Genomic DNA, 26,779 nt, shown 5'->3' with positions numbered 1-26,779 from the left:
GCTAATTCCTTATTTTCTGATTCTTACGAATTGATCTGCAAATTTTAATCTAAGATGCTTTAAATCAAATTGTGAGGCAAATTCGTTTTTCCAGGCATCTGCATTGTCTTTATAGGTAGTGAACTCAACCCCGTAGTATGTTTCAATCTCATTTCTGTTAATGTCAAGGACGTGCGTGTTTTCAAAAATGGGGATCTTCATGATAAGCTTCTTAAGCTCGGGGACATCTCTGAAAAGCTGGGTCGATTCAATTGCAAATATTATATTGGCTCTGTCTCCTGTACCAAAATATCCATTGTTTTTACTGAATTCAATTTTACCCGTGCCATTTCCAAAAGTAACTTCTTCTATCAGGGTGCTTTCAAAAAGCCCGTTTACAGTGGCCATAAATTTCTGGGTACCGGTGTCAAATCGTGAAGCCAGATGCTGCTTCCACTCCTCCTCTTCCTTTTTTTTGGTTTCAGCAGCCAGTTTTTTCTGTGCAATGATCTCTTTTATCATCCTGTCAGCCTGTTGAGGCGTGATCTTCAGCCTTTTAAGATCATGGTCAACAGAGTAAACTGAAATATATTCAGGTGAAGGCCTTCCATCATTCAGGTAGAGTTTGTTTTTTATCTGTACAGTAATCCTGTTTGCCGGTGATTTGTACAGAATAAAATCAATAATTTCCTGTGTGCCATATTTTTTAATTAAAGAATCCACCTGGGGTAATGTGTTTTCCGCAAAAATCGTGGTGCAGATAAAAAATATTAATGTAAAAGCACATAGCGTCAAATATCTGTTAAACAGCAATGGCTGGTTGAGATTTCGACCGCCCCCGATCTTGAAAACAGAATCTGTTTTCGCGGTAAAACTGCTGAAACTGATAGTACACTTTTTTGTATTCATAAAAAATTACTCCACTCCCCTGGCATCAAGCCCGAGTCCTGCTCTTTTTTTCTCAATGTGATGCCTGATCAGCAATGCTGCCTTTTCAGGATCAGGCTCAACTTTAAAGGTTGCTCCAACAACATCGTCAAGGCCACTTGTCAGAAGCTCCACTATATTTTTACTTCCTGTAACAGGCGGCATTGGCCCAAGGTGGGTTGTTATGCCTGATGCAACACAGTAAACTCCTATGGTAACAGCTTTTTCTGAATACCACTCAGGGGCAGAGCCTGCCACAGGTAGATCGCTTATATCCACTCCAAGGGCATTTGCAAGTGCAGATACAAGTACCAGAATCCGCACATTGTCAACGCAGCTTCCAAGATGCAGAACCGGCGGAATACCAAGGGCTCCGCAGATCTCCTTAAGACCCGGGCCTGCCATCTCAATGGCTGAAGGAACCTTGAAGCCTGCCTTTGCATTTGCAACAGATACGCAACCTGTATCCACAACAAGTATGTCGTTTTCAATAAGGCGGCGGGTGAGGGTGACATGGCCGTAGTCATGGGTGATCTTTGGATTGTTGCAGCCCACAATTCCAACAGCACCCCTGATTTTGCCCTGCTTTATGGCATCAATCAAAGGGTCTGCAGTTCCTCCAAGGGCATTTATTATGGTTTCAACCGAAAAGCCGCCAACTGCTTCCTGGGGTTTTACAGGGATAAAGAGCTCTTTACGGTTAGCAAAATTTTCAATTGCCATCTCGACAATTGTCATGGCCTTTTTCTGTGCATTGTCAGGATGAAATTCATGGTGCTCCATTCCAGGGAATTTTGCCTTGTCGCTGGTGCTTATCATCCTGGTATGGTAGGAAGATGCAACCTTGCCTATGGAGGGCATGATACACTGATAATCCACAATCATCATATCCACGGCACCTGTGGAGAGTATTAGTTCTGTCATCAGGTGGTTACCTGCCATCTGAATTCCCCGGCGCATTAAAAGCTCGTTTCCAGTGCAGCATACTCCAGCAATATTTATGCCGTTAGCTCCAAGTTTTTTTGCCTTTTCAAGAAGTTCAGGTGATTGACATGCAAGTGAGATCATCTCAGAGACAACCGGGTTGTGCCCGTGTACAACGATATTGACCTGATCTTCCTTAAGTACCCCTGCATTTACCATTGTGGGTTTGGGGGATGGTACTCCAAAAAGAATGTCGGAAACTTCAGTAGCAATCATTGAGCCACCCCATCCATCGGATAGGGCATTTCTGAGTCCCTGAAGCAGAAGACTCTGCCAGTTGTTATCAACGCCCATGTGGGTCCGGTGCATCATTTCCGATGTCTCCCTGTCAATACCCCTTGGGGTTATCCCCACCTTTTCCCATACTTTCTGTCTTTGGATAGGGGCGCGGCTGACAAGGTTAACCTTTTTTCTGCGCATTCCATAATCTTCCATCATGGAGTGGGCAAGATCTCCTGCTATGGAGAGAGCATCGCGGTCTTTGGTCTCCACACCATACTCGCCGGCAAGAAGTTTCAGTTTGGCCTCATCCCTTATCTTGTATCCCGGGGCTTTGCCTTCTGATATGGCTTCAAGTACCTCAACAAGATCCCGACCGTGATCCGAGTGGGCTGCAGCACCTGCGGCAATCATGCGACATAGATTTCTGGCAACAATGATATCGGCATCAGCACCGCATACACCTGTTTGTGGGCCTTCTCCAAAAGGGTCTATCCTGCATGGTCCCATAATACAGATGCGGCAGCTTAGTCCCATTTCGCAGAAACCGCACTGGGGCTGCTGGGCATCGTGGCGATCCCATACTGTCTCAATATTGTCCTCTTTTGCCTTTTTCAGAAGTTTAATTCCGTCGCTTGTTATGGATATCTGCTTGTCTGGAGTTAACATTTGGCCTCCTTAATATTTTGCTTTTTAATTTTAAATATTTCTGCAAAGGGTCTCTGTTTTTCAATGGGCAAATTTAGGCATGCTTCATTTCCCGATTTACACTTTCCATTACACTATTCCCATTTTGCGGGAAGTTCATCTAAAAACATGTAAAGTACTTCTGATGTCATATGAAGAATGCCCATATTTAAGACTCATTTCTTGTCAAAGAGGGCTTTTAAGTTTGCAGCAGCTCTCTTTCATGCTCTTAAGAAGTGCAACTTCAGAAGGAATGATGGATGAACAGTATTCTGAAGGCGGTGACATTGCCCTTGAGACCTCACTGTTTTTTCTTTTCATGGCCTGGGAGAGCTCTTCATAGACAAGAGCGCCTGTCTTGCAGGCTTCAACACATGCTGGTATTCTGCCTTCAGATATTCTTGCATCGCAGTTATCACATTTGACTGCAACTGTTTTATTGTATGGGGCAAAAGTGTCCTGGTGAAATCTTATAACTCCGTAGGGACATGCCATGGCACAAGATGCACAGTTAATGCAGCGGGAAGGGTCTATAAGTACACTGTTAGTGAGTGAATCCCGGAATATGGCACCGGCAAGGCAGGCAGTTTGACAAGGGGCTGGGTTACAGTGTCGGCAGCGATTTGGAAAACCTTCGTTAAAGCGTCCTGCTCCAACATGAATTCTTGGTTTTGGAACCGGATTTTCCAGGGTGGCAAGATAGAGCTCACCTGAAGTGGAGTGGGCTTTTGCACATGCCAGCATGCACTGCATGCATCCGACGCATCTTTCAGGTCGTACTATAACTTCTTTCATGATGCCTCCTTATGTAAAAAGTTTTGCAAAATTAAAATGTAAAGAGAGCATGGTTTCAGGTGACACTGTTACAGGAACCTTATTTTCAATGAGAGCGCGGATTATGCCACCCTGTTCAATGTGATTTACAAGAACAGCTCCAACAAGGAGATTGTCTTTGAAAACAAGTTTTCTGTACCAGGGATTGGAAGAAGATGGATTCAATCTGCTTGCAAAGTGAGCTCCTTTAAATGAGTTTTTGTCAGCATTGGCAAAGCCCATTGTCATGACATCAAGCCCGAAAACCCGCATTACATTACGTCCAAGGCTGCCTTCATGCCTGACTTTGTATCCGGCCATGTTCATGCCTGCAATTTGACCCTGTATAGCAGCTTCAGGCCATATGGCATTGATCCAGTTGCAATCCCTTGCAATATCAAATGTTTCTGCCACATCTCCGGCAGCATAAATATTGGGAACCATTGTTTTCATATATTGATCAACTCTGATGCCCCAATCCTTTTCAATCATATTTTCAGCAATAAATGAGTGTGCAGGTGTTACTCCTTTTCCTGCAATCACAATATCACATGGGATCTCTTCTCCTGTGTCAAGAATCACCGATGAGACTTGATTCTTCCGGGATGAACTGGACTCAAATGAAACTGCACTTGCTCCCACCCTTATACCAAAACCATTGGATATCATCTCCTGCATAAGCATCTCTCCTGCCTTTTCATCCACCTGCATGGAGAGAGGGTAGGGTGATGTAATGACAAGGGTCACCTTGATCCCTCTTTTAAAAAGTGCATATGCCGATTTGAATCCAACAAGCCCGCCTCCAAGTACAACTGCCTTTTTTACCCCTGGCAGGGCTTCAATCTGCTTTATGGCCTGGGCGCTTGTGCGCATGTAAAAAATATTGTCAAGATCAGCCCCTGTTGCCTTTATTGCCCTTGGATCTGCTCCGGATGCAACAAGAAGCCTGTCGTAATCAAGGGTTTCACCATTGGCGAGAGTAACACTCTGTTTGGCTGCATCAAGGGCAATGACCCGATGTCCAAGCAGTGGCGTTATGTCAAGGTTCCTGTAAAAATCAGAGGATCTTATGGGAAGCTGCTGTTTAGTACAGCTTCCCTCCAGAAGATATGTGATCATGGGACGGCTGTACGGAACACCTGACTCGTCACCCACCATGATAATTTTGCCTTGTGTATCTGTTTTTCGAATGGCTTCTGCCGCAGATGTGCCGGCAATTCCGTTTCCAATAATGAGATATTTCATGGAAATTACCTGCTTTTTTGATTGGTTATGGGGGCATCTTTCATTTGCCAGTTTACATTTTCCTGAACTCAATGCCGGTTTTTCTGGTAGCCTGTTCCGGAAAGTGTAAAGTACTTTCTGCACGATATGAAGGATGCCGTTATGGGGTGAAGAAATTATGACTGATTAGAAATTATTTACTGTTTTTGAAAAAAATGGTCAAGTTTGAAAGTTTTAAAATCAATATTCTGTACAGAAATCTCAAACAAGAAGGAAAAATGGCTGGCTTACAACATGATGTCATCCATTATATTGCCCTTTGTTTCAATCCATCGACGTCGATCTGCTGCTCTCTTTTTTCCAAGAAGCATGTCAAGTATCTCGAAAACCTTTTCTGCTTTATTTTCCATTTGTTCTGGATCAGAAGAAGAAGAAGAAGAAGAAGTTGATGAGGAAGAAAACTCCTCTGATTGAGTTGCCTGTTCGTTTTTTCCATCTTCAATGTACTCATGTCCCTGTTGTTCAACCACAAGCTGAACAAGTCGCCTTGTATCAGGGTCCATTGTTGTTTCACGAAGCTGGAGAGGGTTCATCTCCCCCAGCCCCTTAAAACGTTGTACATTGATTCTCGGCGGTTTTTTTCGCCTTTGAATTTTTTTTATTATACTGTCCCGTTCCGATTCGTCCAGGGCATAAAAAACCTCCTTTCCTGCATCAATTCGAAAAAGCGGAGGCATTGCAACAAATATGTGCCCCTTTTTGACAACTTCCTGAAAATGTCGGTAAAACAGGGCACAAAGAAGGGTTGCAATGTGAAGCCCGTCTGAGTCAGCATCTGCAAGTATGCAGATTTTATGGTATCTCAATCCTGATATATCATCACTGTCAGGATCAACTCCCATTGCCACAGATATATCATGGATCTCTTTGGATGCAAGTATTAGCTCCGGGTCTGTCTCCCATGTGTTAAGTATTTTTCCCCGAAGGGGCATTATTGCCTGAAATTTTTTGTCCCTTGCCTGTTTTGCAGAACCTCCGGCAGAATCTCCTTCAACAAGAAAAAGCTCACTTTTTTCTGGATCGCTGCTGGTGCAGTCCGACAGCTTTCCAGGTAGGGCAGGGCCTGCAGTAACGCGTTTTCTGGTAACTGTTTTTGCCTTTTTTAACCTTGTTTTGGCATGTTCAACTGCCATTTCAGCAAGTTTTTCGCCAGCTTCTGTGTTCTGGTTAAGCCACAGGCTGAAGGCATCCCTGACAACTGAGCTTACAATGGCTGTGCAGTGCCTTGATGACAATCTCTCCTTTGTCTGACCCGAGAACCTTGCATCTGTGAGTTTGACGGAAAGTATAAAGCCAATATTTTGCCAGATATCTTCCGGAGCAATGGATACACCCTTGGGCAGAAGATCCCTGAATCCGCAGAACTCCCTTATGGATTCGAGAAGACCTGCACGAAATCCGTTCACATGTGTTCCACCCTGGGGTGTGGGAACAAGATTGACATAGCTTTCACAGAGGTTGTCGTTTTTTTCAGGTGTCCAGTCAACAGCCCATGCAACCGTTGCATCGTCAAGTATTTTTTCACCTGTAAAAGGAGACGCAAAAAGGGTCTCTTTATCTCCAAATGAATTTTCAAGGTAATCCTTCAGGCCATTATGAAACTGCCACTCTTCCTTTTCTCCGGTAAGTTCATCAAGGAAAGTAACCACAAGCCCGGGGCAAAGCACAGCCTTTGCCTTCAGGGTATGGGACAGAGCCTTTCTTGAGAATTTCTCCCGGTCAAAGTAGGATTTGTCGGGATAGAATTTTATGGTTGTGCCTGTTTTTTTTGCAGCAACCTTGCCAATCACCTTGAGATCATTGTCCTTGTTTCCATCCCTGAATGTTATATTGTAAAGAGCACCATCCCGTGCGATCTTTACGTCAAGAAATGATGAAAGTGCATTGACAACAGAGACACCAACCCCATGAAGCCCACCGGAAAAGGTATAATCTTTGCTTGAAAACTTGGCACCTGCATGAAGCCTTGTCATTATAAGCTCAACACCTGAAATTTTCTCCTCAGGGTGGATATCCACAGGCATGCCTCGACCATTATCTGTGACCTCAAGGGAGTTGTCCTTATAAAGGATTACATCAATTCTGTCTGCATGGCCTGCAATGGCCTCGTCAACACTGTTGTCAATGACTTCATGGGCAAGATGGTCAGGGCTTGTGGTATCTGTGTACATGCCTGGCCTTCGCCTGACCGGATCAAGACCTTTCAATACCTCAATGGAACGGGCATTGTAAGTTGACTGTTTTTTTGTACCATTGGTACTATTTTCAAAAAGCTCCATTCTATCTTCTCTTTACAGTGACTGGATTCCTATGGCTTTTCTGATTTTTTCCAGAAACGGAACAGAGTAGCAACGTGCCTTTTCCGCACCCTGTTTCAGGATAACATCAAGATCCCCTGGAGCTTCAAGCAGCTTATGGTAAGTCTTCCTTGGCCCTTTTAGAATTTGGTTGAGATATTCAAACAGCTCCTGTTTCATTGTGCCCCATGCAATTCCTTCCTGATAGTGTTTTTCCATTGCAGTTACCTCTTGAGAAGTTGCAAATGCCTTGTAGATGGCAAACAGGGTACACTCGGCAGGATTTTTGGGTTCTTCCGGAGCCTGGGAATTTGTCTTTATCTTCATGATCAGTTTACGGAGGCGTTTTTCAGGTTCAAACAGAGGAATGGTGTTATTGTAGCTTTTGCTCATCTTTCTGCCGTCAAGACCGGAAAGGACAGCGGTTTTTTCATCAACCACAGCTTCAGGAAGAACAAAGAGTTCTCCATATTGATTGTTGAAACGCCCTGCAATATCTCTTGTCATCTCTATATGCTGGATCTGATCCCTTCCCACAGGAACTTTTTTTGCATTAAACATAAGTATATCTGCTGCCATGAGAACGGGATAGCTGAAAAGTCCCATTGTGATATCCTTATCAAGATCCTGCTCCTTTTTTCCTGCCTCCAGGTTTTCTGCAACAGCGGCCTTGTATGCATGGGCACGGTTCATAAGTCCCTTGGGGGTCATGCATGTAAGTATCCATGTAAGTTCCGGAATCTCGGGAATATCTGTCTGGCGGTAAAAGACAGCCTTGTTTGTGTCAAGTCCCATGGCAATCCAGGTGGCGGCAACTTCAAGGGCAGATTGCCGGATTCTTGCAGGATCCTGGCACTTTATGATGGCATGGTAATCGGCAAGAAAGTAGTAAGAGCTTTTACCCTCCTCTCTGCTTGATTCAATGGCTGGACGTATGGCTCCTACATAGTTGCCAAGGTGAGGGGTTCCGGTGGTTGTTATTCCTGTTAGTGTGTCTGCATTTTTAATATTCATTATCTGATTCTCATTTTTGAAATTTTATTAGAAAGTCTCCGTAAAATACTGATATGCAACGACTTTCATGTTTCGTTGTGATGCGTCAGCAAACATGGGGGTTTAATTGTTTATAACATACATGGCAGATTTCTGCCACAATCGAAGGGATGAAAGTCATTTTAAAAACAGGCTGTTACCGAGACTTTCATATAAAACTGCATCGTCATTTCTTTTTCCAACAACAGCTACAAAAAGAGTATCCTGATCAAATCTGTATATAATTCGGTATTCTCCAATCTCTGTACGTCGGTATTGGGGAAAACCGGACAACTGCTCTGAATCCTGGGGCGTGGGGGTTTTGCGAAGATGAAAAAGAGTTCCAACAACCTGTTTGAAATGTTTTGGTGGTAGTTTCTGAATAAATTTTGCAGCGGATCTGCTGATGTCAATTTTCAGCATCAAAACCACCTTTTAAAATTTCATCTGAGGCTTTTTCACCCATATATCCCTCTTTTTCAGCTTCTATAGCTTTAGATGCCCAGTAAGCATCTTCATATGAAAGAAATTTTTCATACATAGTGTTTGATATTAATACTGATTTGATACGTCCCGATTTTTTGATTACCACAGGATCTGTTTCTGCTGTATCTAAATATAGCCCCAATCTGTTTTTTAATTCTGTTGCAGTTACCAACATATTAAATTACTCCTCATCTTGGCATGGTTCATTTATTATTTTACCGTGAAAATAGATACAAATTTTCATATTCGGGGGTGGTTGAATAACAGCCATGTCCGTTGACACTTTAATTAATATAATGACCATATTAGCTATTATGTTTAAAATAGTCAATGGGGATATCTGTTTTGATTTATCATATTTACATATTCCAACTCATCCTCAAGGGTGTCAACAAGACCATCAAGTCTGGCATCAAGCACTTTCTGCATAATGTCCCTGTATGCGGGGCCCGGCTTGATTCCCATTGTCAAAAGATCCTTTCCCCTTATGAGGGGGGTAACATCTTTTAGCTGGGTATAGTAAAATGATATGGCCTTTCTGGCCTCCTCCTTTTTTGCTGTGGCTATCATGTATAGAATCTGTTCAGTTTTAAAAATTGACAGAATGTGATACAGACCGCTGTTTTTACATGGCAGACTCTTTTCAAGAAGGTATAGCCTGTCATCTGCTCTTATTCGATCCCTCAGCACCATATTTTTCTGTCTTGGAGGCAGTCTGAATTTGTTACAGATCTCATCAATCACCTTGACGGGGCATCTTCTAATCATAACCATGAAATAGACAGCCCACCTTGCATACTGTATGTCAAGATAGAGCAGATCATGCCAGGCAAGAGCTTTTTTCACAGATTCCATAAGGGAAATTACCGAACTGTCCAGTATAAGCCCCGGGTGGATAACCTTGTCAAGGTGATATTCGTTTAGAAGTTCAATGGCAGATATGGGGTTTTCCTCTTCAAGTATCTGTTTAAGTTCTGAAAATACACGAAGGCCGCTGAGATTCTTGAAAAAATCAATCCTGATTGCATTTTTGATAAGATTTGATGTCAGCTTTCCAATGGTGAAGTTGAAACGGTTTGCAAACTTGATGGCTCTGAAAACCCGGGTGGGATCTTCAACAAAACTTAAATTGTGAATTATCCGGATGCTTTTGTCCTTGATATCCCGCTGGCCTCCGAAAAAATCAATTAATGTGCCAAATCCTTCTTGATTGAGGCGTATGGCAAGTGTATTGATGGTAAAATCCCTGCGGAAGAGATCAAGCTTGATGGAGCTCATCTCCACAGTGGGAAGAGCTGCTGGAGCCTTATAGTATTCAAGCCTTGATGATGCAACATCAATCTTAAAACCGCATGGCAGAATAACAACTGCTGTGCAAAATTCCCTGTGTGTGTTGCATCTTCCCTGTTTCATTACAGCAAGATGTTTTGCAAAGGCAATGCCGTCACCCTCTACCACAATATCAATATCATCACTTTTACGGTAGAGCATAAGATCCCTTACAAATCCTCCGACAACAAAAAGATCAAGCCCCATTTCATCTCCTGCGCGGCCAATATCTCTGAGAAGTTCAATAATGTCAGGAGAGAGTCGTTCATTGATAAAAGGGAGGATATTGCGTTTTTTTGCATGCTTTACGGCTCTGGCCATTCCAGGAGCAGATGCCTGCTTTTTTTTATCATCCGAGACCAGAAAATTGAGAAGATCAGTGCGTGTAATAACACCTATTACTTCATTATCTCTCATGACCGGAAGAATCCTCTGTTTTCCCTCAATGATCTTGTTCTGAATTTCCGGGATCCTTGCATCAGTTGATATCACGGCAAAATCCGTATTCATGTACTCCTTTACGGGCAGATGATCAAGTTTGTGGTATATGGCTTTTTCAATGATCTGTCTTGTAATAAAACCTGTTACATTGTTGCGGTTGTCCTCGGATAACAGAAGGGAGTTGATATTGTAACGTGTCATGACACGACTTGCCTTTTTGCAGGTCATCATGGAATCAATTATAATGGGTGGCGAGGACATGAGTTCAAGCACAATTTCCCGGCCATGCACTGTTTTTTCGATGCTGTCCAGAAGCTCCTGTTCAACCTGGGCAAGGGTTTTGTCGGTGATGGTTGCAGAGGCTGCATATGGATGACCGCCACCATTTAAAAAAGATAGTATCTGCCCCACATCAGCCTCTTCAATGCGGCTTCTTGCAACAATGCTTATCTTGTTTTCCATTAGTACCACAGCAAAAAAGACATCCAGCTCCTCTATCTTCATAAGCTTTTGTACAATGGCTGCAAGATCCTGGACATATGTAGGGGATGATATTGTCGAGAGATGGATATCATACCCGTTTATCCTGTGGCATGTAATTTCGTTAAGAAGAGCGTTGAGCCAGGTTATCTGGTCAGATTTTATCTCTTTGGAAATCAGGTCAGAGATGGTGCTGATGCTTGCACCGCAGGAAAGAAGAAAGGCAGCTTCCCTGAAATCATCCTCGGTTGTAGATGTATAGGTAAATGAGCCTGTATCTTCATAGATACCAAGGGCCATGACAGTTGCCTCTTCCGGAGTAATGGCAATGTTTTTTTTTCGCAAAAGCTTTGTGAGGATTGTAACTGTTGCACCTGTGGAATCACATAACTCAAAGCTGCCTTCAATTTCTTCCTGCTGGAAATTGTTGTTATTTTGAAGTTTATTATCTTTTTCTTGTTTTTTTTCTAACAGTTTATTCTGATTTGTTTCAACATCTTCCTTCTGGAAGTTGCTGCCATTTTTATGTTTAGTCTCTTCTATCTGCTTTTTCTCTGCCAGTTGATGAAGGCTAAGGGACTGTCTTGGATGGTGGTCATAGATATGAATCTCAACATCATTGCGATTCAGCAGATCAGCAACTGCCGGTATTCTTTTCTTTTGTCTTGTATCAACCAGCACAAGGGTTGTGACACTTGAAAAATCAATGTTTTCCGGAGGAGCCATGTTAAAGAGATAACTCATTGAACTGATAAAAAAATCCCTGATATTTTTTTCTTGGGAACCCGGGAATATCACCACAGAATCAGTATAGAGCTTCTGTGCTGCAAGCATGGATGCCACAGAATCAAAATCAGAATTCACATGACTTGTTATGATAGTTTCAGGTCTTTTCTTTTCGCTGTTTTCAGTCAATTGGGTAATCCAGTTTCAAAAGTTATTTCTTGTTTTACGTTTTTCCTTCAAATCTGATACAGTAAACCTTAACCACATTTATAGTTCAGTCACAAAAATTTGCCTACTGCTGCGTCAAGACTAAGATTTAGGGTGCTCTATTAATATAAATAACCCTAAAATTAAGATTTGACAGAGCACTACTTGTCTAATTAACATTTCTTTACTATGTTCTCTTGATTAAAAGGTCAATAGCATTTGATCAAGTTTTTTTAATAAGTTATTATGACAATAAACAGAACAAAATTTACAATCAATTTTAAAGGATTCTTTGATTATGGAATTATTTGAAGCACTTCACACCAGAAGAAGTATCAGACAGTATGAGGATAGAGAAATCTCCAGTGAGATCGTGAAAAAAATATTGGCTTCAGCCATGATGGCTCCAAGCACTGCCGATGCACGCACCTGGCATTTTATTTTGGTTACCGATTCAAAAATAAAAGATCGAATCAAGGATGTTCATCCCTATGTGGGAATGGTGACAAAATCACCGTTATCCATTCTGATCTGTGGGGATCTTTCCAAGGAAAAATTTCAGGGATTCTGGCCGCAGGATTGTTCGGCTGCTATGCAAAATCTTTTATTGGCAGCTCACGGTCTGGGACTTGGTGCCGTTTGGACAGGGATTTACCCGATTGAAGATCGTGTGGATAAGTTCAGGGATATTTTAGATTTGCCTGAAAACATAATTCCCTTTGGTATGGCTGTCATGGGATGGCCTGCACAGACTGTTCAATCAAAAGAGCGTTATGATGAAGGGCTGATTCATTTGAACAAATGGGGTGCTCCGGCTTATTCAGCGTAATATAGATTTCCAGAAAAATATTTTGGCATTCTCAATTCTGAAGGGCAACCACAAGGGATTGCCCCTACACTGCCTGCCAATTTAATTATCTGGAACAGTATAGATTTAACCTGGGGTGTCTAATATTGATAAAAACGTACACTTCGACATCATTTATATCTTGATATTAATAAAAACGTAAAGTCGATATCATCTGTAAATATAGGAGCTTGTGATTGTTAAAATGAATAGATCAACACAGAATAAAACAGACCTGGAGCTGAGAGTTATCGGTACGATCAAATCATCCATTAAATCCCTGGCACAAGCTCCGAAACAGGGAACAGAAGGGGGAATAAATGCCTGGATAGACCTGGAACCGTTTGTAAAAGATGCAATGTTCCGCCTGAAAACCGGAGAGAAATATGTGATATTGACATGGCTACATAAGGCTGACAGAAGCTGCATGCAGGTTCATCCCCGTGGTAACCCTGATAATCCTTTGACTGGGGTGTTCGGCACCCGATCTCCGAACAGACCTAATCCAATAGGATTACACGAAGTGACACTTTTGGGGGTTCAGAACAATCCTCCCCGTCTTCATGTGACATCTCTGGAAGCTATTGACGGGACACCGGTTTTGGATATCAAACCCTGCTTACATGAGCCCCAGATTAAATAAGTGTACCCTTTTTTGGACAGTAGTGACAAGGCTCAAAAGAGCATTGGTGTCGGATTTGAATATGTCAGTATGTTATGGAGATTTTCTAATAAAAAAACTGTCCACTTGGCTATTCTAACTTTTCAGCATCATCTTTCAAATGCAGAATAACCCGTACCGATCCATCCACGATGTTTGTATCCACATAACCAATGGCCGAAGGAACATTTTTAATAATTGCAACCACTTCTTTGCTATTTTGTAAAATTGGTGGTGGTTGTATTGCTCCACTGAATTGCAACCTTGCCCAATAGGCGTTAAGACGCTTTAGAGTCATTCCGTTAAGGAGGCGGAAGAAATTTTCCCTCAGATAAGAATCCTGTTCATGTTCCAGTATCAGAATATTATTTCCTGAAGGTAAGGCACGCAGGCGCCCCAGGTAGATATCTGAAACTTCCCGGGAACTCAGGGCTTGAATCGGAAAATCTGGGTGTACAATAACAGAAATATCTGCACTGATGCCAGTTCCTGTAAAGCATAGGTAACTGCAAATGATCAGGAATATGTATTTTACCGTGAAAATACCCAAATCATTTTTATAGTCGGGGGTGGCCGACGTCCGGCTATGAAATATTAGAAGTACTTTCAAAATATAAACTCCACTCCAATTGTTCCGACATTGATACGGCTGGAACGAGTCAAAATTTCAGAATCCCGCCACCACAGGCCGTAGCCCCAAGGCTCAACGCGGGTGGTGTCCCATTGAATCTTTAAAGCTGCCTTGTTATGAAAATCCCAGCGCACACCCAAAGAGAAGGTCTGCTGTTCCAGTCGGGTTGAGTTGACAAAATGAAGTACCTGGGAATAAAAATCTTCCTGTCCAATGGCACTCCAGTCATTAACTGGCATGCGTTTATCATTGTTGGGGATGACGATACTAAAAAGCAAATAGGGGGTCCAGTCGAAAAAACGGTGCCCGACTCCCAAATATGCCATATCGCCAAGGGGCAGGGCATCCGCTGTTGAAGATGAGTGGCCAAATTCCGCTTGTGCGATCCAACTACCATCGTCATAGGCTGCTCCGATGGTTGTATAGCCGACCATAATATCTTTAAAGGACATATTTTTACGGAGATCCGAAGCTTCAGCACTGATTTGAGGAAAAAAAGTAGCAGTCTCTTCAGCTATTGCATCCAGGCCTGCATGTAGAGGCGCAAAGGGAGATGCTTCATTTTTGGCAATGAACTGCGAGTATCCAGCTTTTATTCTAAAAGGTCCTGATTCTCGGGAAAGCGTAAATGAATATGTGTATTTTGTTTTAAAATCATACGTTTCATCACCCATTGGAAATGCAACATCTCTGCTCTGTCCAAGCTGAGCTTTGATACGCCACTGGGCGTCCCATTTATTAATCGTAAATGCACTATCTATCCCATCCACGGAAAAAACTGGAATCCAGCCATAAAATTCAGTTGGTGGACGAACCCAAATGTATGCGTAACCAACATTACGGGTATCGGACATTAGAAAAGCATCGTAACCAAGGCGTCCAAGACGAAGATCAATCCAGGGTGATGGCTTCACATTTACATAAGCTGATTCAATGGAACTGCGGGGAGTAAGTTCGACCTGATCTCTGAGTACACCCTGGAGGACAAAAGTTATGTTATCGCTGGCTCGATAATCGGCTTGTAATCCTATCCTGGAATCCAATTTCCAAGTCCAGTCATCATTAAATGCATCATCAGGTTTCTGGCTGAAGTCCCTGAGAGAGGCCATATCTTCTCTATCATCCACGGTAAAGGCAAGGGTGCCATAGCCGCTAAGACGAAAGTTTGGTATCAGACTCTCCTGAGCATAAACAAGATTCTTGCTGGTAATAGACAGGATGAGTAATATTACTACTAAACCAAGAACAGCTTTTTCAATATAGTGATTGTGCATTTTCAGGTACTCTCCCTCTATTTCCACGGTAAAGATATGGTTGTAATGGTTAAATTAGGTCATTCTAATGGCATCTTTCATTTATCGGTTTACACTTTTTTTGAACCATGATTTTCATGATTAAGGGATTATCCTGATTTTTCATCATGTTAATCCTTAAATCCTTTAATCATGGTTCAAAATTTTCCGAAAAGTGTAAACTGCTTTTGAGTTGATATGAAATATGGCATTCTAATAAGATATTCTTTATTGGTCAATAGGCTGTTCAGTTTGACGGCAGGGAAATCCTGAAGGTTGTACCTTTCCCAGGTTGAGATGTCACTGTTATGGAGCCATTATGCTCGTCATTTATGATAAAATAGCATATATACAATCCAAGGCCTGTACCTGTTCCAACCGACTTTGTTGTAAAGAAAGGCTCAAAAATTCGTTTTCTGATACTCTCATCCATTCCATGGCCGTTATCCTGAATTTCAATTATAACATTCTCTTTTTCTGCCCTCTCCTTTAAAACAAAACAGGAATTCTTTTTTCCAATAGATGAGTTGTTCATCATTGCCTGGGCACCATTTTTGAGAATATTGAAAAAGACCTGTTCTATCTTGCCGACATTGCATTTTACTTGAGGGGTATTTGAATCGTATATCCTTATAAATTCAATTGTGCTGAAGTTAAATCGGTTTTTCAGATCATAGTCTTTTTTTGATATCTCAACAGTTCTTTCAAGAATTTCAGATAACCTTGATTCAGTAAAATGGGGATCGCTTTTTCTGCTGAAAGATAGCATGTTTTCCACAATATCGGCAGCGCGTCTGCTGGCGTTCATGATAGATTCAATAAATGTGAAAAGATGACGTTTTTTGCCATACTCAATTAGCTGCTCCATTGTCATCCCGCACTCTTTAGCTGCTGACCTGTTTCTGGGCAGATCTTCCTGGATACGATTTTTGATCAACTGTGCATTCTGTATAATGCCGGCAAGGGGATTGTTGATCTCATGTGCCATTCCTGCTGCAAGGCTTCCAATGGACTGCATTTTTTCTGCCTGCACCATTCTCTCTTCCATACGTACCCTTGCTGTAACATTATCAACTCTTAGCACTGCACCCACTGCCATTGTGATGCCGTCAACCGAATCAGTGCCTTCAGGATCAAGGAGTGGATAGACAGTGACATCCATATAATATGTCTTGCTGTTAAATAGTGTTTTACGTTTTTGATTTTTTGTTATGATACCCTCTTCAATTGCCTGAAAAACAATTTTTTTCTCGGAAGCCAAAAAGGGGAACAGCTCAAACACCGATTGGCCTACAGCATCTTTTGCCTCAATTCCACTAATCAAACCTGCTTCACGATTCCAGAGCGTTACATTACCACTACGGTCAATGCCTGTGAGAATTGATGGCATGGAGTCAATGATGTTGTTCATGGTATGCTGAATTGTATCTGCCATTGAGTTGAAACTTCTGCTTAATTGTCCGATCTCATCTCCGGCTTCGTCATTGAGACGATGGCTTAAGTCCCCTTCCTGGAACTTTTTCAGCCCGTCAATCATTCTTGTAATTGTAGCAGTCAACGTTGATGCCATGAAAACAGCAATCATTATGACCATTACCACCATTATAAATGTATATATGGTGAGATGAAGAGATGTGTGTCTCAGGGATTCATCAAGATGCCTCTGATTTTCAAGGTTCTGCTGGTTGATATGTTCATGATATTCATTCTGAATCTGCTGAATGGCATCGGCTGTTTGGATTGCAGCTTTGTGAAATTCATCGACATTGGCTCCTATGGTGACAAATCCAAAGCCCCTTGGATTTTTGCCATATCTTCCTGTATAGTATGGAATAGTTGCAGCAGTGGTCATTTTTTTAAGGCCGCTCCAGAGAATTGAAAAAGAACCTGAACCGCCCTCTTGGGTGATATTGTTCCATCCATCACACTGGGGCGCAAAGTTGAGATATCGGCAGTCAAGACCTACAAGCCCTGCTCTGGTCAATTCAGATGCTGGTTTCTTTTTAATGGACTGCTCCTGGAACACAGGAAGAGTTGCAAGAAAATCCGAGATACCGGCACCGCTTTCAATCCATTGCTGATAGTGTTTCTCCTCCATCCAGGGAACAGCAGGTTCACCTGTTTCAGGATCATAACCTGTTATAAAATAGTCCCTTGGATGGGAAATATTCCGACCATGATAGTCCCAAATAAATGCATAATTGCCTGATCCTGCATCGGAAATATCGGAATATCTCTCTTCTGTTGGGACAATATGATCTGAAAATTCCATTATATGAGTGTGATCCAGTGCCATTGTCACATAACCTGTAATCGCGCCATTTTCAACCAGTGGAGTTGCCCAGCGGACAAGCCCCTGAAATCTTTTACCCACCGGATTTTCTTTGCCGGCATAGGCCGAAGTTTCAGGCGAAAACTCAATTCCTGCTTTTTCAGCTCTGGATGGGGTATATGTCCCTATCATATGGGTTTTGACATAGGCACCAATAACAGGAGAGACATAGATTTCACCGGGCTTAAGTTTTTTCAATTCACTGAAGTAGTTTTCAGCCTTGCAAAATGTATTTTCAACCTTTGAGATATCTAAGGGTACATCTGGTAGCAGTTTTGATGAAGTAACCTTAATTTTCTCTTTCCCTTGAAGATCAACAAATGTGATCTCAATATAGAGGGGAGTTGATATGCGGTTTTTACTCTTTTCAGGACTACGGTAGTGAAAATCAAGGGCATTTTCACTGTTCCTTGCCTGTATCTCTTTGTTTTCTCCTTCTGTTTTATTCTCTTCAATATTTATATTTTTGTGAGTTGAGTGAGAAAATGTAGTTGGTTCTTCTAAATTTATATTTTTTTGAGTTGAGTCAGAAGATGTAGATGGCTCATCTAAATTTATATTTTTGTGAATTGAGGCAGAAGATGTAAGTGGTTCTTCTGAGGGTATCCATGCATCTTTATTTTTGTTCAGCACCCAGGGGGTGTGAAAAGTTACGGGTTTCACATGGGAAGATATAAAACTTCGGTAAAGGTTTTCATCAGGAGATATTTTGGACAAAAAGGTAATATCATTGTCTCTTTGATAGAGAAAATCAGCAACTGTTCGTGCTGTATCAGTTGTAAGCCTTTCAATTGATTCTCTTGCCTTGATATCAAGTGCCTGAATGGAGTCCTTTGTTGCAAGAGCACCTACTTTACTTGTTATCTGACGGCTTGCCACGGCCATTTTATCAACGTGATCTTCAATTATACTGGAAAAACTGGATATTTCATCCCATGCAAACCAAGCAAGAACAATAAGAGGAATAACCTTTATCAGAACAAAAATCCCGATGAGCTTGTCCCGAATGCCGAGCGAATTAAATATCAACTTTTAAACCTCCCCGTGAGCCATAAGTTGGAAAAAATAGAAAATAGAATCAATGGTGAATGGCCATGGTATTCATCAATTATTATCAAAACTTAATATCCCAATAAATATCTGAGAGAGACAACTCGCAATTAATTGATTTTATTTTGATAACCTGTGCCATTTCTGTTTTTGCAGTATATTGCCAGCTACCATCTTTGCCCCTGGAATATACTTCTGCAATGGAGTTGTATTGGGATACAAGAATATATTCCTGAAGTGAAGGAATTAGTTGATAGTGCTGAAATTTAATTCCTCTGTCATATGCTTCTGTTGAATTAGACAATATTTCAAAAATGACAACCGGATTCAAAAGGGTGTCAAGTTTATCATCCTCAAAATCAATTTTGTTGCAGGCAACTGCAATATCAGGGTATGTATATTTACCATTTTCCTGCACTTTGACCCGCATATCATTTGAAAATACTTTGCAGAAAGAGCCAGAAGCTTTGAGTTTACTTCCAAGCTCCATTATAATATTGGTGTTGATAAGGTTGTGATTTTTCCTTGCTCCCACCATTGCAAATATTTCACCTTCAAAATATTCATGTCTGATTCCGGAATTTCTCTCAAATTCCAGATATTCTTCCGGTGTCACCGAGATGATCTTCTGTGGTTGAGCATTCATGGTAATCCCTCCGCAATCAATATTTCAGGAGTGAAAGATTTGGCATGCTTCATTTCCCATTTTACACTTTCCGGAGAGAAAACTCTGAGTAGCGGGAATCTCTCACAAAAAAATGTAAAGTACCTTTGGATTCATATGAAGGATGCCAAAGATTTTTCTTTTTAAGGTGCTTTCCATTCATTGACTGGATTATATATCTGGTTTAGTTATAGGAGTATATTGTTATATGATTACTCAAGGACGACAGCTATGATCTTTTGAGTTTTGTCAATCCTGTCTGAATCAGGATACCCAAAATTAACAAAGATAAGGCTGGATTGTATATCCTGAACATCCTGTCCATCCTGGTTATCCTGATTCAGACAACCTTATTCAGACAAATGCAATATCTACTGAAAAAGCAATAAGGTGTCGATTTTGAGTGATGATTTTTGTGAGTGTAATTAAATCCTGAACTGTAATCAAGGCAAAAATCTTGTTTATACATTAATGCTTTCGCCATTTTTTGAATCAGCTTTAAATCTGCAAATGGTAAAAAATAACCTGTTAATCAAAGGAGATAACATAAAGCCCATGACTTACCTCAATATCAGAAAAAAATTTATCAAGCGCTTATATTGTCAGTTTTCAGATTTTACTCTGCACTTAATTATTATAACCATGATTATTTACATGGCTCTTCTTTTATGCACTGGATGCAGTCAGGATGAAGGGACTCAAAGTATTGAAAATAATAACAAAGCTGCCGAAGTTTCAGTTGAAAAAGAAAAGATTGCCCATCAGGATGAAACTGAAAATATTGCTGACGAAAATGAGAGCAAAAAGATTGTCAACGGTGATAATATCACAGGTATAACAACATCTGAGACCCCTGTGCTTCCGGAAGGAATAAAGTGGCTAACCAACGATACAGATCCTCTTTTTTCATCACCGGATGCTGTTAAAGGAGGAATCTTAAGAACAGCAATCATGAGTTTTCCCATGACTTTCCGAACCGTGGGCCCTGACTCCAACGGTTCATTCAGAAGTGCAATTCTGGATAATCAGCTCTCCCTTATCAATCTTCATCCTGATACGGAGAATATTATTCCGGAACTTGCCACCCATTGGGCCTTTGATGCCGATAAAAAGACCATGTACTTCAAGCTGAACAGAGAAGCAAAGTGGTCAGACGGGGTTCCTGTAACTGCAAGAGACTATGCTTATACATTGGAATTCATGCGTTCGGAGCACATAATAGCTCCCTGGTACAATGATTATTATACAAAGGAGATTGACTCTGTTATCATATATGATGATTACACAATTGCAGTTAAAAGCACCAAAGCACAGCCTGATCTTTATCTAAGAGTTGGAATAGGGCCTGTGCCTGCACATTTTTTCGGAACACTTAATAGTGATTTTGTCAACAACTATAACTGGAAAATAGTTCCCAATACCGGTGCATATCAGATGGATGACTTTAAAAAAGGAAAACATGTCCATTTTAAAAGAAAACAGAATTGGTGGGGAGAAAATCTAAGATACTTCAAAAACCGTTTTAATGTGGATAGAGTTCATTTTACTGTGGTGCGTGACTACAATATGCTCTGGGAATATTTCAAAAAGGGAGAGATTGATACTTTTTCCCTGACCATGCCCCAGTATTGGTACGAAAAGGCTGATACCGATGTCTTTAAAAATGGATATGTTGAAAAAATATGGTTTTTCAATGATACACAACAATCTGCAATGGGGCTGTGGCTCAATCAGGATAAGGAGATATTTGCAGATAAAAGGTTACGCCTGGCATTTGCCCATGCCATGAATGTTCAGAAAGTTATAGATCAGGTGCTTCGGGGCGACTATTTTCGCCTGAATCAGGCATATGTGGGTTATGGAGCATACACAAACCCTGATATAACTTCCAGGGATTTCAATATCGAAACTGTTGAAAAACTTATGACAGAATCAGGATGGCAAAGAGGTGGTGACGGTATCTGGGCAAAAGAAGGAATGCGTTTTTCCGTTGAGGTAACCTATGGATTTGATGAACACACTCCAAGGCTTGTGGTTTTAAAGGAAGAGGCTCTGAAGGCTGGCATTGAACTTCGCCTCCAGAAGCTTGACAGCACTGCGGCATTCAAAAAATTTCTTGAAAAAAAACATGATGTGGCATGGATGGGTTGGAGTACAAGTCTCAGGCCATCCTATTGGCAGAGCTGGCATTCTGACAATGCCCACAAGGTACAGACAAATAACATCACAAATACCGATGATCCAGAACTTGATCGCCTGATTGACGCCTACAGGGCAAGTCTTGATGAAGATGAACGGATTGAGCTTTCTATCAAAATACAGGCAGCCATTCATGATCAGGCAGCATTTGTTCCCACATTCATGGTTCCCTATGTAAGACATGGCTACTGGCGCTGGCTCAAATTGCCAAAATTTCATGGAACAAGAAAATCAGATTCACTGTTTGACCCCTTCAGCTCCATGACCGGAGGGCTTTTCTGGTTTGATATGTCTATCTATAAAGAGACAAAGGAAGCCATGTCGTCTAACAAAACCTTTGATGCCATTACAGTGGTGGATGAACGCTATAAGTAGTGCATAATCAAGAGTAAAACTGCTGAACTCCCGCTGTTTATAGTTTTCCAGAAAATTATTTTGGTTTTTGATCAAAAAATCAACTTGGATAACAGATATTTAGACTCTTTATTTTCCAATTTAATTCTGGAATACTATATTATCTAAGTAGTAGCGGGAGAGTACTAAGATAATTCAATATAAATTAAAATCAAAAAGGTATCATTATGACACTTAATGACTTACTAATAGATATTCATTCACTTGAAGAAGAGTTAATTGAGTTTGAAAGAAAATATGGTGTGCGCTCAGAAACATTTTACAGTGCTTATATTGCGGGCGAGGAACCAGACGATGACTCATGGGTTCTTGATTTTGGAGAATGGGCAAGTATTTACAAAACATGGCTTACCCGCCAAGCTGAATACAGAAATGAAGTTCAGCGTCTTCAAAGTAAGAGTAACAGTCTGGCAGGACTTATAAGGATTGCTGCATGATTAATCAACTACGGACACCAGATGATTACGAGCTGTTTATCTATACTATTAGTGAAATTTTTCCAAGTGTTCGGCATTCTACTCTTACGTTTGTCCGTAAAGGATCATTTTTAGCTCGTGTTGCTGGAGAAGTATGGTTTGATAATAATATTCGTATAGTGGTGCGTGAACGATTGGTTTATACACGGTTGCCTGTTGTTATTGATTGGTACGGTTATGAAGTATGGAAAGGAGAAGAGAAACTATATTGGTACGATTCACAACCGCATCCAAATGATCTAACCTTACAATCTACGTATCCGCATCACAAACATATTCCTCCGAATATTAAACATAATCGTATTCCAGCGCCTGATATTTTTTTTACAAAACCAAATATTCCTTCATTGATTCGTGAGGTAGAAAAAATTATTTAGGAAAAGTCTGCTTTATAGCATAAAAAAGTAACTAAAATGCAACATCTGCATGGAGAAAAAAATGAGCATGAATGCACTGGATAATATTGTTCCCATGAACCACTTTGAGACCATGGACTCAGTTGATATAAGGGATCTGGAAAGGGCAAAGGCACTTCTGGAAAGTGCAGGACTTGCCACTCGTCTGACCGACCTGCTGGGCACCCCCATTGAAAAAGGGCTTGAGATGCTGCCTGAACGTTGGAACAGAAGGGTGATGCAGATTACCCGTTCTGCTCTTTCAAAAGCTGTGCAGTCTGCAGTTCTCACAATGAAGACAAGCCATAACAAAGAACCATCGAAATTCTGGCATAAAGTGGCTGTGGGCACCACAGGGGGAATCGGTGGTTTCTTTGGTCTTGGTGCAATGGCTGTGGAGCTGCCCATATCAACTACAATAATGCTGCGCTCCATTGCAGATATTGCCCGGAGCCAGGGGGAGCAGATAAAAGATCCAGATACCCAGATGGCCTGTATCGAAACATTTGCCCTTGGTGCAAAAAGCTGTGATGAGGCATGTGAATCAGCATATTTTACAGTAAGAGCTGCCCTTGCATCAACGGTCTCCCAGGCCATTGAACATATAACACAGAGGGGGCTTGCAGGTGAGTTTTCACCTGCAATTGTGCGTCTCATTGTGCAGGTGACGGATCGTTTTAGTATTCAGGTATCTGAAAAGGCAATTGCACAGGCTCTGCCCGCTGTTGGGGCTGCCGGAGGCATTGTTGTAAATACCCTGTTCATGGATCATTTTCAGGACAGAGCAACAGGCCATTTTATAGTTCGCCGCCTTGAAAGAAAATATGATCCAGCTCTTGTGAAGCGTATTTATAGTATGTTGTAAGGATCAACTTGCAACTCATAAAGATGAATTAATCATAATTAGGAGTTATATTTATGAATATTATGATGCAAGAGCTTATGGAAGAAGCTAAATCTTTGCCATTAGATTTGCAACAGGAGACGCTTGATTTTGTGCGATTTCTTAAACTGAGCAGGTTTATTGAGCCGACAATGAATTTACATGAAACTGGCAAAACCAATGGAGCCAGGGTAGCGAACCTTATGGAAAAAATTGCCAGACGTGGCAGTGCATTCCGTGATATCAAGGAGCCATCTGACTGGCAAAGGAATATTCGTAAAGATCGCCTTTTGCATGGAAGGGATGATTGATGATACTGGACAGCAATATCTTTATATATGCAATTCTGCCTGAATACAGCATGTTGCGAAATTGGTGTTTTGAACAAAAAATATCAGCATCAGATATTACACGACTGGAAGTACTGGGTTATCATAATCTTAGCGAGCTGGATAAACAGGATCTGTCAGAAATTTTTACAATTACTAATATCTATCCAATTTCATCAAAAGTCATCACAAAAGCAATAAAGCTTCGTCAAAGCAGAAAAATGTCTGTCGGAGATGCTGTTATTGCTGCAACTGCATTGGAATATAAAGAGATGCTTGCTACGCATAACTTAAAAGATTTTGACTGGATTGATGATTTAAAGGTGATTGATCCTTTTTTGGAGTTGGGATGATTTGAGAGTAGAGATTACTCAGGCAGAGGGGAAATAAATGTCACAAAAAATATTAACAGTCAGTAATCTTGCGGTTTCATTTCAAACTGAATCTGGCACATTGAGCGCTGTTGACGGAGTTTCTTTTGAATTGAAAAAAGGCTCAACCCTTGGAATTGCAGGGGAATCCGGATGCGGAAAGAGTGTGACAGCCCTCTCCATTATCTCTCTTTTGCCTAAACCATCCGGACGAATTGATTCAGGTTCCGTGATATTGCATGGATGCAGAAATTCACAATCTTTTGCCGGCCATTCAATGTTGAATTCTAAACAGCCATGGCCGTTATCGGGAACTCCTGATCATGAAAATGGTGGAAAAAATGGTAACGAGAATGGGAATATCGAACTTCTCAATCTTGATCCTGAAAAGATGCGTACCATAAGAGGCCGCAATATCTCCATGATTTTTCAGGAACCCATGACAGCACTGAATCCTGTTTACAAAATCAAAAAGCAGATGCTTGAGGTTTATTCAATTCATTTTCCTGATATGACACGTCAGCAGATGACTCGTGATGCAACTGATATGCTGAAACAGGTGGGTATTGCCAATCCTGACAAAATTATTGAATGTTATCCCCATCAGCTTTCCGGAGGAATGCGCCAGAGGGTAATGATAGCAATGGCTCTTGCCACCAAGCCTGATATACTTATTGCTGATGAACCTACAACTGCCCTCGATGTTACTGTTCAAGCTCAAATTCTTGAGCTCATAAGCACACTTCAGAGAGAAATGGGCATGTCGGTTATTCTTATTACCCATGATTTAGGGGTTATTGCGGAAAACTGTGAAGATGCCGTTGTGATGTATGGAGGAAGAGTTGCAGAGAGGGCAGGGGTGAAAGAGCTTTTCAAAAATCCTTCCCATCCTTATACAAAGGGTCTTTTAAATTCCATTCCAGCTCTTGCTGCAACACCTAAAACCACTCTTCCTGCAATAAGGGGACGTGTTCCGTCACTTGAGGAGATGCCCATTGGTTGTCGCTTTTCCACTCGCTGCCCAGATGTCATGGATATCTGCCTTAAAATATCACCAGCCGAGACTGAGATTGCAACATGCCATTTTTCGGCATGTCACCTGCATGAAAAAACATTCAAGGTCGCTAATGATTTCAGCAATTTACAACCTGATAAATAATGTATTTCAAATAATATTCTGATGGGGATGAATTTGAGTTCAACTGTTCTTGAAATAAGTAATGTCAAAAAGTATTTTCCTGTTCATGGCGGGCTTTTCCTAAGACAGCAGGGCAATGTCCATGCTGTGGATGATGTCTCTTTTGCTGTAAAAAGGGGAGAAACACTGGGGCTTGTAGGGGAATCAGGTTGTGGAAAAACCACCCTGGGCAGATGTATCATGGGACTTTACGATCTTTCTGAAGGTACCATAAAGCTGCATGGAAAAGATACAGCAGGACTTAAGGGAGCAGAGCTTAAAAACCTTCGGCTTAAAATGCAGATGGTTTTTCAAGATCCATTTGAATCCCTTAACAGCCGTCACACTGTAAAAGAGATTCTTGAAGAGAAATATATAATCCACAACAGATTAAACAGCAGTAAGTTTTCATGGCTGCCGTCAGCCTCCATCGTGAAAAAAAATGGTGAGGAAAGTTTAAGGGGAAAAAGTGTGGAAGATGAGAAAAGTATGGATGATGAGCTTTCAGCGCTACTTGAAAGGGTGGGGCTGTCCAAAAGTGCAATGTCAAGATTCCCCCATGAGTTCAGTGGTGGTCAACGTCAGAGAATAGGCATTGCACGGGCAATTTCCTTAAATCCGGAAGTGATAATATGTGATGAACCAGTGTCTGCACTTGATGTTTCAGTGCAGTCCCAGATATTGAATCTTCTTCTTGAGCTTCAGCGTGATATGGGGTTGACCACTCTTTTTATTTCACATGATCTTTCTGTTGTTCGCCATGTCTCTGACCGCATTGCTGTCATGTATCTTGGTAAAATTGTTGAGATTGGCGATGCTGTCTCTGTTTACAGAAACCCTTCTCATCCATATACCCAGGCAATGATTTCGGCGGTTCCCATGCCTGACCCTGAAGCAAAACGCAAAAGAATCATCCTTGAAGGAGAAGTCCCTTCTCCTATAACCCCCCCCTGAAGGGTGTCGTTTTCACACAAGATGCTCTTATGTAATGGATATCTGCAGAAAAGAAGAGCCAAGACTGAAAATGGTATCCTCAGTGTGCGGAGCAGCAGAGCAATTCAAACATTCAGTTGCCTGTCACTTGAGATTCTGATTTGTTTTTATGGTACTTTTTGAATAATTGATTGTATATGTCATTGTATAAAATATTTTGATAGTTTTTATTGG

Annotated in this window: 23 protein-coding genes; 10 read left to right on the top strand and 13 right to left on the bottom strand. The window is 41.3% G+C overall.

What is annotated here, in order from left to right; all coding sequences use genetic code 11:
- Positions 1–9 precede the first annotated feature (9 nt).
- From MTBBW1_RS03350 to MTBBW1_RS03310, 9 genes are all read right to left on the bottom strand, one after another.
- Positions 10–888, bottom strand: a complete 879-nt coding sequence (locus tag MTBBW1_RS03350; protein ID WP_080799118.1) for a hypothetical protein — start codon at positions 886–888, stop codon at positions 10–12.
- Positions 889–894: 6 nt separating this feature from the next.
- Complete coding sequence (gene cooS / locus MTBBW1_RS03345) at positions 895–2,778, bottom strand: anaerobic carbon-monoxide dehydrogenase catalytic subunit (protein ID WP_080799116.1); 1,884 nt, start codon at positions 2,776–2,778, stop codon at positions 895–897.
- 204 nt (positions 2,779–2,982) lie between these two features.
- Positions 2,983–3,591, bottom strand: coding sequence for a 4Fe-4S dicluster domain-containing protein (locus tag MTBBW1_RS03340; RefSeq protein ID WP_080799113.1), 609 nt, complete (start codon positions 3,589–3,591; stop codon positions 2,983–2,985).
- Between the two features lie 9 nt (positions 3,592–3,600).
- Positions 3,601–4,854: an NAD(P)/FAD-dependent oxidoreductase gene (locus tag MTBBW1_RS03335; RefSeq protein ID WP_080799110.1), complete on the bottom strand. Its 1,254-nt coding sequence runs from the start codon at positions 4,852–4,854 to the stop codon at positions 3,601–3,603.
- Positions 4,855–5,120: 266 nt separating this feature from the next.
- Positions 5,121–7,172 carry a DNA topoisomerase IV subunit B gene (gene parE / locus MTBBW1_RS03330; RefSeq protein WP_080799107.1) on the bottom strand — a complete coding sequence of 684 codons (2,052 nt, stop codon included), beginning with the start codon at positions 7,170–7,172 and terminating at the stop codon, positions 5,121–5,123.
- A gap of 12 nt (positions 7,173–7,184) precedes the next feature.
- Positions 7,185–8,204 carry a tryptophan--tRNA ligase gene (locus tag MTBBW1_RS03325; RefSeq protein ID WP_186441060.1) on the bottom strand — a complete coding sequence of 340 codons (1,020 nt, stop codon included), beginning with the start codon at positions 8,202–8,204 and terminating at the stop codon, positions 7,185–7,187.
- 156 nt (positions 8,205–8,360) lie between these two features.
- Positions 8,361–8,645, bottom strand: coding sequence for a type II toxin-antitoxin system RelE family toxin (locus MTBBW1_RS03320; RefSeq protein WP_080799104.1), 285 nt, complete (start codon positions 8,643–8,645; stop codon positions 8,361–8,363).
- The gene (locus tag MTBBW1_RS03315) at positions 8,632–8,883 is read right to left on the bottom strand and encodes a type II toxin-antitoxin system prevent-host-death family antitoxin (RefSeq protein WP_080799101.1); all 252 of its coding nucleotides are present in this window, start codon (positions 8,881–8,883) and stop codon (positions 8,632–8,634) included. Before MTBBW1_RS03315 ends, MTBBW1_RS03320 begins: the two co-directional genes overlap by 14 nt.
- Positions 8,884–9,035: 152 nt before the next feature.
- The gene (locus tag MTBBW1_RS03310) at positions 9,036–11,873 is read right to left on the bottom strand and encodes a CBS domain-containing protein (RefSeq protein ID WP_087881706.1); all 2,838 of its coding nucleotides are present in this window, start codon (positions 11,871–11,873) and stop codon (positions 9,036–9,038) included.
- A 316-nt stretch (positions 11,874–12,189) separates the two neighbouring features.
- Between MTBBW1_RS03310 and MTBBW1_RS03305 the strand changes: the two genes are divergently transcribed.
- Complete coding sequence (locus MTBBW1_RS03305; protein ID WP_080799098.1) at positions 12,190–12,720, top strand: nitroreductase family protein; 531 nt, start codon at positions 12,190–12,192, stop codon at positions 12,718–12,720.
- Positions 12,721–12,943: 223 nt separating this feature from the next.
- Positions 12,944–13,381 (top strand): tRNA (N6-threonylcarbamoyladenosine(37)-N6)-methyltransferase TrmO, encoded by a 438-nt coding sequence (gene tsaA, locus MTBBW1_RS03300; protein WP_080799095.1) that lies wholly within the window; start codon positions 12,944–12,946, stop codon positions 13,379–13,381.
- A 109-nt stretch (positions 13,382–13,490) separates the two neighbouring features.
- Here tsaA and MTBBW1_RS03295 read toward each other — a convergent pair whose 3' ends face one another.
- The 4 genes from MTBBW1_RS03295 to MTBBW1_RS03280 all read right to left on the bottom strand — a co-directional run bounded on the left by MTBBW1_RS03295 (position 13,491) and on the right by MTBBW1_RS03280 (position 19,350).
- Positions 13,491–14,009 (bottom strand): type 2 periplasmic-binding domain-containing protein, encoded by a 519-nt coding sequence (locus MTBBW1_RS03295; RefSeq protein ID WP_080799093.1) that lies wholly within the window; start codon positions 14,007–14,009, stop codon positions 13,491–13,493.
- Positions 14,006–15,304: a hypothetical protein gene (locus tag MTBBW1_RS03290; protein ID WP_080799090.1), complete on the bottom strand. Its 1,299-nt coding sequence runs from the start codon at positions 15,302–15,304 to the stop codon at positions 14,006–14,008. The genes MTBBW1_RS03295 and MTBBW1_RS03290 overlap by 4 nt, the downstream gene beginning before the upstream one ends.
- Positions 15,305–15,569: 265 nt before the next feature.
- The gene (locus MTBBW1_RS03285; RefSeq protein WP_080799087.1) at positions 15,570–18,683 is read right to left on the bottom strand and encodes an ATP-binding protein; all 3,114 of its coding nucleotides are present in this window, start codon (positions 18,681–18,683) and stop codon (positions 15,570–15,572) included.
- 85 nt (positions 18,684–18,768) lie between these two features.
- Positions 18,769–19,350: a Uma2 family endonuclease gene (locus MTBBW1_RS03280; protein ID WP_080799084.1), complete on the bottom strand. Its 582-nt coding sequence runs from the start codon at positions 19,348–19,350 to the stop codon at positions 18,769–18,771.
- A gap of 573 nt (positions 19,351–19,923) precedes the next feature.
- On the opposite strand from MTBBW1_RS03280, the gene MTBBW1_RS03275 reads away from it, so the two are divergent.
- The 8 genes from MTBBW1_RS03275 to MTBBW1_RS03240 all read left to right on the top strand — a co-directional run bounded on the left by MTBBW1_RS03275 (position 19,924) and on the right by MTBBW1_RS03240 (position 26,566).
- Complete coding sequence (locus MTBBW1_RS03275; RefSeq protein WP_245809229.1) at positions 19,924–21,942, top strand: extracellular solute-binding protein; 2,019 nt, start codon at positions 19,924–19,926, stop codon at positions 21,940–21,942.
- A 206-nt stretch (positions 21,943–22,148) separates the two neighbouring features.
- Positions 22,149–22,418, top strand: a complete 270-nt coding sequence (locus MTBBW1_RS03270) for a hypothetical protein (protein WP_080799081.1) — start codon at positions 22,149–22,151, stop codon at positions 22,416–22,418.
- Positions 22,415–22,834, top strand: coding sequence for a toxin-antitoxin system TumE family protein (locus tag MTBBW1_RS03265; RefSeq protein ID WP_080799079.1), 420 nt, complete (start codon positions 22,415–22,417; stop codon positions 22,832–22,834). Before MTBBW1_RS03270 ends, MTBBW1_RS03265 begins: the two co-directional genes overlap by 4 nt.
- Before the next feature lie 61 nt (positions 22,835–22,895).
- Positions 22,896–23,717: an EcsC family protein gene (locus MTBBW1_RS03260; protein WP_245809228.1), complete on the top strand. Its 822-nt coding sequence runs from the start codon at positions 22,896–22,898 to the stop codon at positions 23,715–23,717.
- A 53-nt stretch (positions 23,718–23,770) separates the two neighbouring features.
- A complete protein-coding gene (locus tag MTBBW1_RS03255; RefSeq protein ID WP_080799076.1) occupies positions 23,771–24,046 on the top strand; it encodes a hypothetical protein in 276 nt (91 codons plus the stop codon).
- Positions 24,046–24,417: a type II toxin-antitoxin system VapC family toxin gene (locus MTBBW1_RS03250; RefSeq protein ID WP_080799073.1), complete on the top strand. Its 372-nt coding sequence runs from the start codon at positions 24,046–24,048 to the stop codon at positions 24,415–24,417. The genes MTBBW1_RS03255 and MTBBW1_RS03250 overlap by 1 nt, the downstream gene beginning before the upstream one ends.
- Positions 24,418–24,454: 37 nt before the next feature.
- Positions 24,455–25,594, top strand: a complete 1,140-nt coding sequence (locus MTBBW1_RS03245; protein ID WP_080799069.1) for an ABC transporter ATP-binding protein — start codon at positions 24,455–24,457, stop codon at positions 25,592–25,594.
- A gap of 33 nt (positions 25,595–25,627) precedes the next feature.
- On the top strand, positions 25,628–26,566 hold the full coding sequence (locus MTBBW1_RS03240; RefSeq protein WP_425430001.1) for an ABC transporter ATP-binding protein: 939 nt from the start codon (positions 25,628–25,630) through the stop codon (positions 26,564–26,566).
- The last annotated feature ends 213 nt before the right edge of the window (positions 26,567–26,779 follow it).

Origin of the sequence: Desulfamplus magnetovallimortis (assembly GCF_900170035.1) — a bacterium.
GTDB classification, from domain to species: Bacteria; Desulfobacterota; Desulfobacteria; order Desulfobacterales; family Desulfobacteraceae; genus Desulfamplus; species Desulfamplus magnetovallimortis.
The sequence above is the reverse complement of the archived record's forward strand: the minus strand, read 5'-3'. Positions and strand labels throughout refer to the sequence as shown.

Bases quoted from the DNA above. Each gene is read 5' to 3' on its own strand.
- parE (WP_080799107.1), bottom strand. From the start codon at position 7,172: ATGGAGCTTTTTGAAAATAGTACCAATGGTACAAAAAAACAGTCAACT.
- MTBBW1_RS03275 (WP_245809229.1), top strand. From the start codon at position 19,924: ATGACTTACCTCAATATCAGAAAAAAATTTATCAAGCGCTTATATTGT.
- MTBBW1_RS03305 (WP_080799098.1), top strand. From the start codon at position 12,190: ATGGAATTATTTGAAGCACTTCACACCAGAAGAAGTATCAGACAGTAT.
- MTBBW1_RS03325 (WP_186441060.1), bottom strand. From the start codon at position 8,204: ATGAATATTAAAAATGCAGACACACTAACAGGAATAACAACCACCGGA.
- MTBBW1_RS03265 (WP_080799079.1), top strand. From the start codon at position 22,415: ATGATTAATCAACTACGGACACCAGATGATTACGAGCTGTTTATCTAT.
- MTBBW1_RS03315 (WP_080799101.1), bottom strand. From the start codon at position 8,883: ATGTTGGTAACTGCAACAGAATTAAAAAACAGATTGGGGCTATATTTA.
- MTBBW1_RS03350 (WP_080799118.1), bottom strand. From the start codon at position 888: ATGAATACAAAAAAGTGTACTATCAGTTTCAGCAGTTTTACCGCGAAA.
- MTBBW1_RS03280 (WP_080799084.1), bottom strand. From the start codon at position 19,350: ATGAATGCTCAACCACAGAAGATCATCTCGGTGACACCGGAAGAATAT.
- MTBBW1_RS03270 (WP_080799081.1), top strand. From the start codon at position 22,149: ATGACACTTAATGACTTACTAATAGATATTCATTCACTTGAAGAAGAG.
- tsaA (WP_080799095.1), top strand. From the start codon at position 12,944: ATGAATAGATCAACACAGAATAAAACAGACCTGGAGCTGAGAGTTATC.
- MTBBW1_RS03260 (WP_245809228.1), top strand. From the start codon at position 22,896: ATGAGCATGAATGCACTGGATAATATTGTTCCCATGAACCACTTTGAG.
- MTBBW1_RS03335 (WP_080799110.1), bottom strand. From the start codon at position 4,854: ATGAAATATCTCATTATTGGAAACGGAATTGCCGGCACATCTGCGGCA.
- MTBBW1_RS03255 (WP_080799076.1), top strand. From the start codon at position 23,771: ATGAATATTATGATGCAAGAGCTTATGGAAGAAGCTAAATCTTTGCCA.
- MTBBW1_RS03320 (WP_080799104.1), bottom strand. From the start codon at position 8,645: ATGCTGAAAATTGACATCAGCAGATCCGCTGCAAAATTTATTCAGAAA.
- MTBBW1_RS03290 (WP_080799090.1), bottom strand. From the start codon at position 15,304: ATGCACAATCACTATATTGAAAAAGCTGTTCTTGGTTTAGTAGTAATA.
- MTBBW1_RS03245 (WP_080799069.1), top strand. From the start codon at position 24,455: ATGTCACAAAAAATATTAACAGTCAGTAATCTTGCGGTTTCATTTCAA.
- cooS (WP_080799116.1), bottom strand. From the start codon at position 2,778: ATGTTAACTCCAGACAAGCAGATATCCATAACAAGCGACGGAATTAAA.
- MTBBW1_RS03340 (WP_080799113.1), bottom strand. From the start codon at position 3,591: ATGAAAGAAGTTATAGTACGACCTGAAAGATGCGTCGGATGCATGCAG.
- MTBBW1_RS03250 (WP_080799073.1), top strand. From the start codon at position 24,046: ATGATACTGGACAGCAATATCTTTATATATGCAATTCTGCCTGAATAC.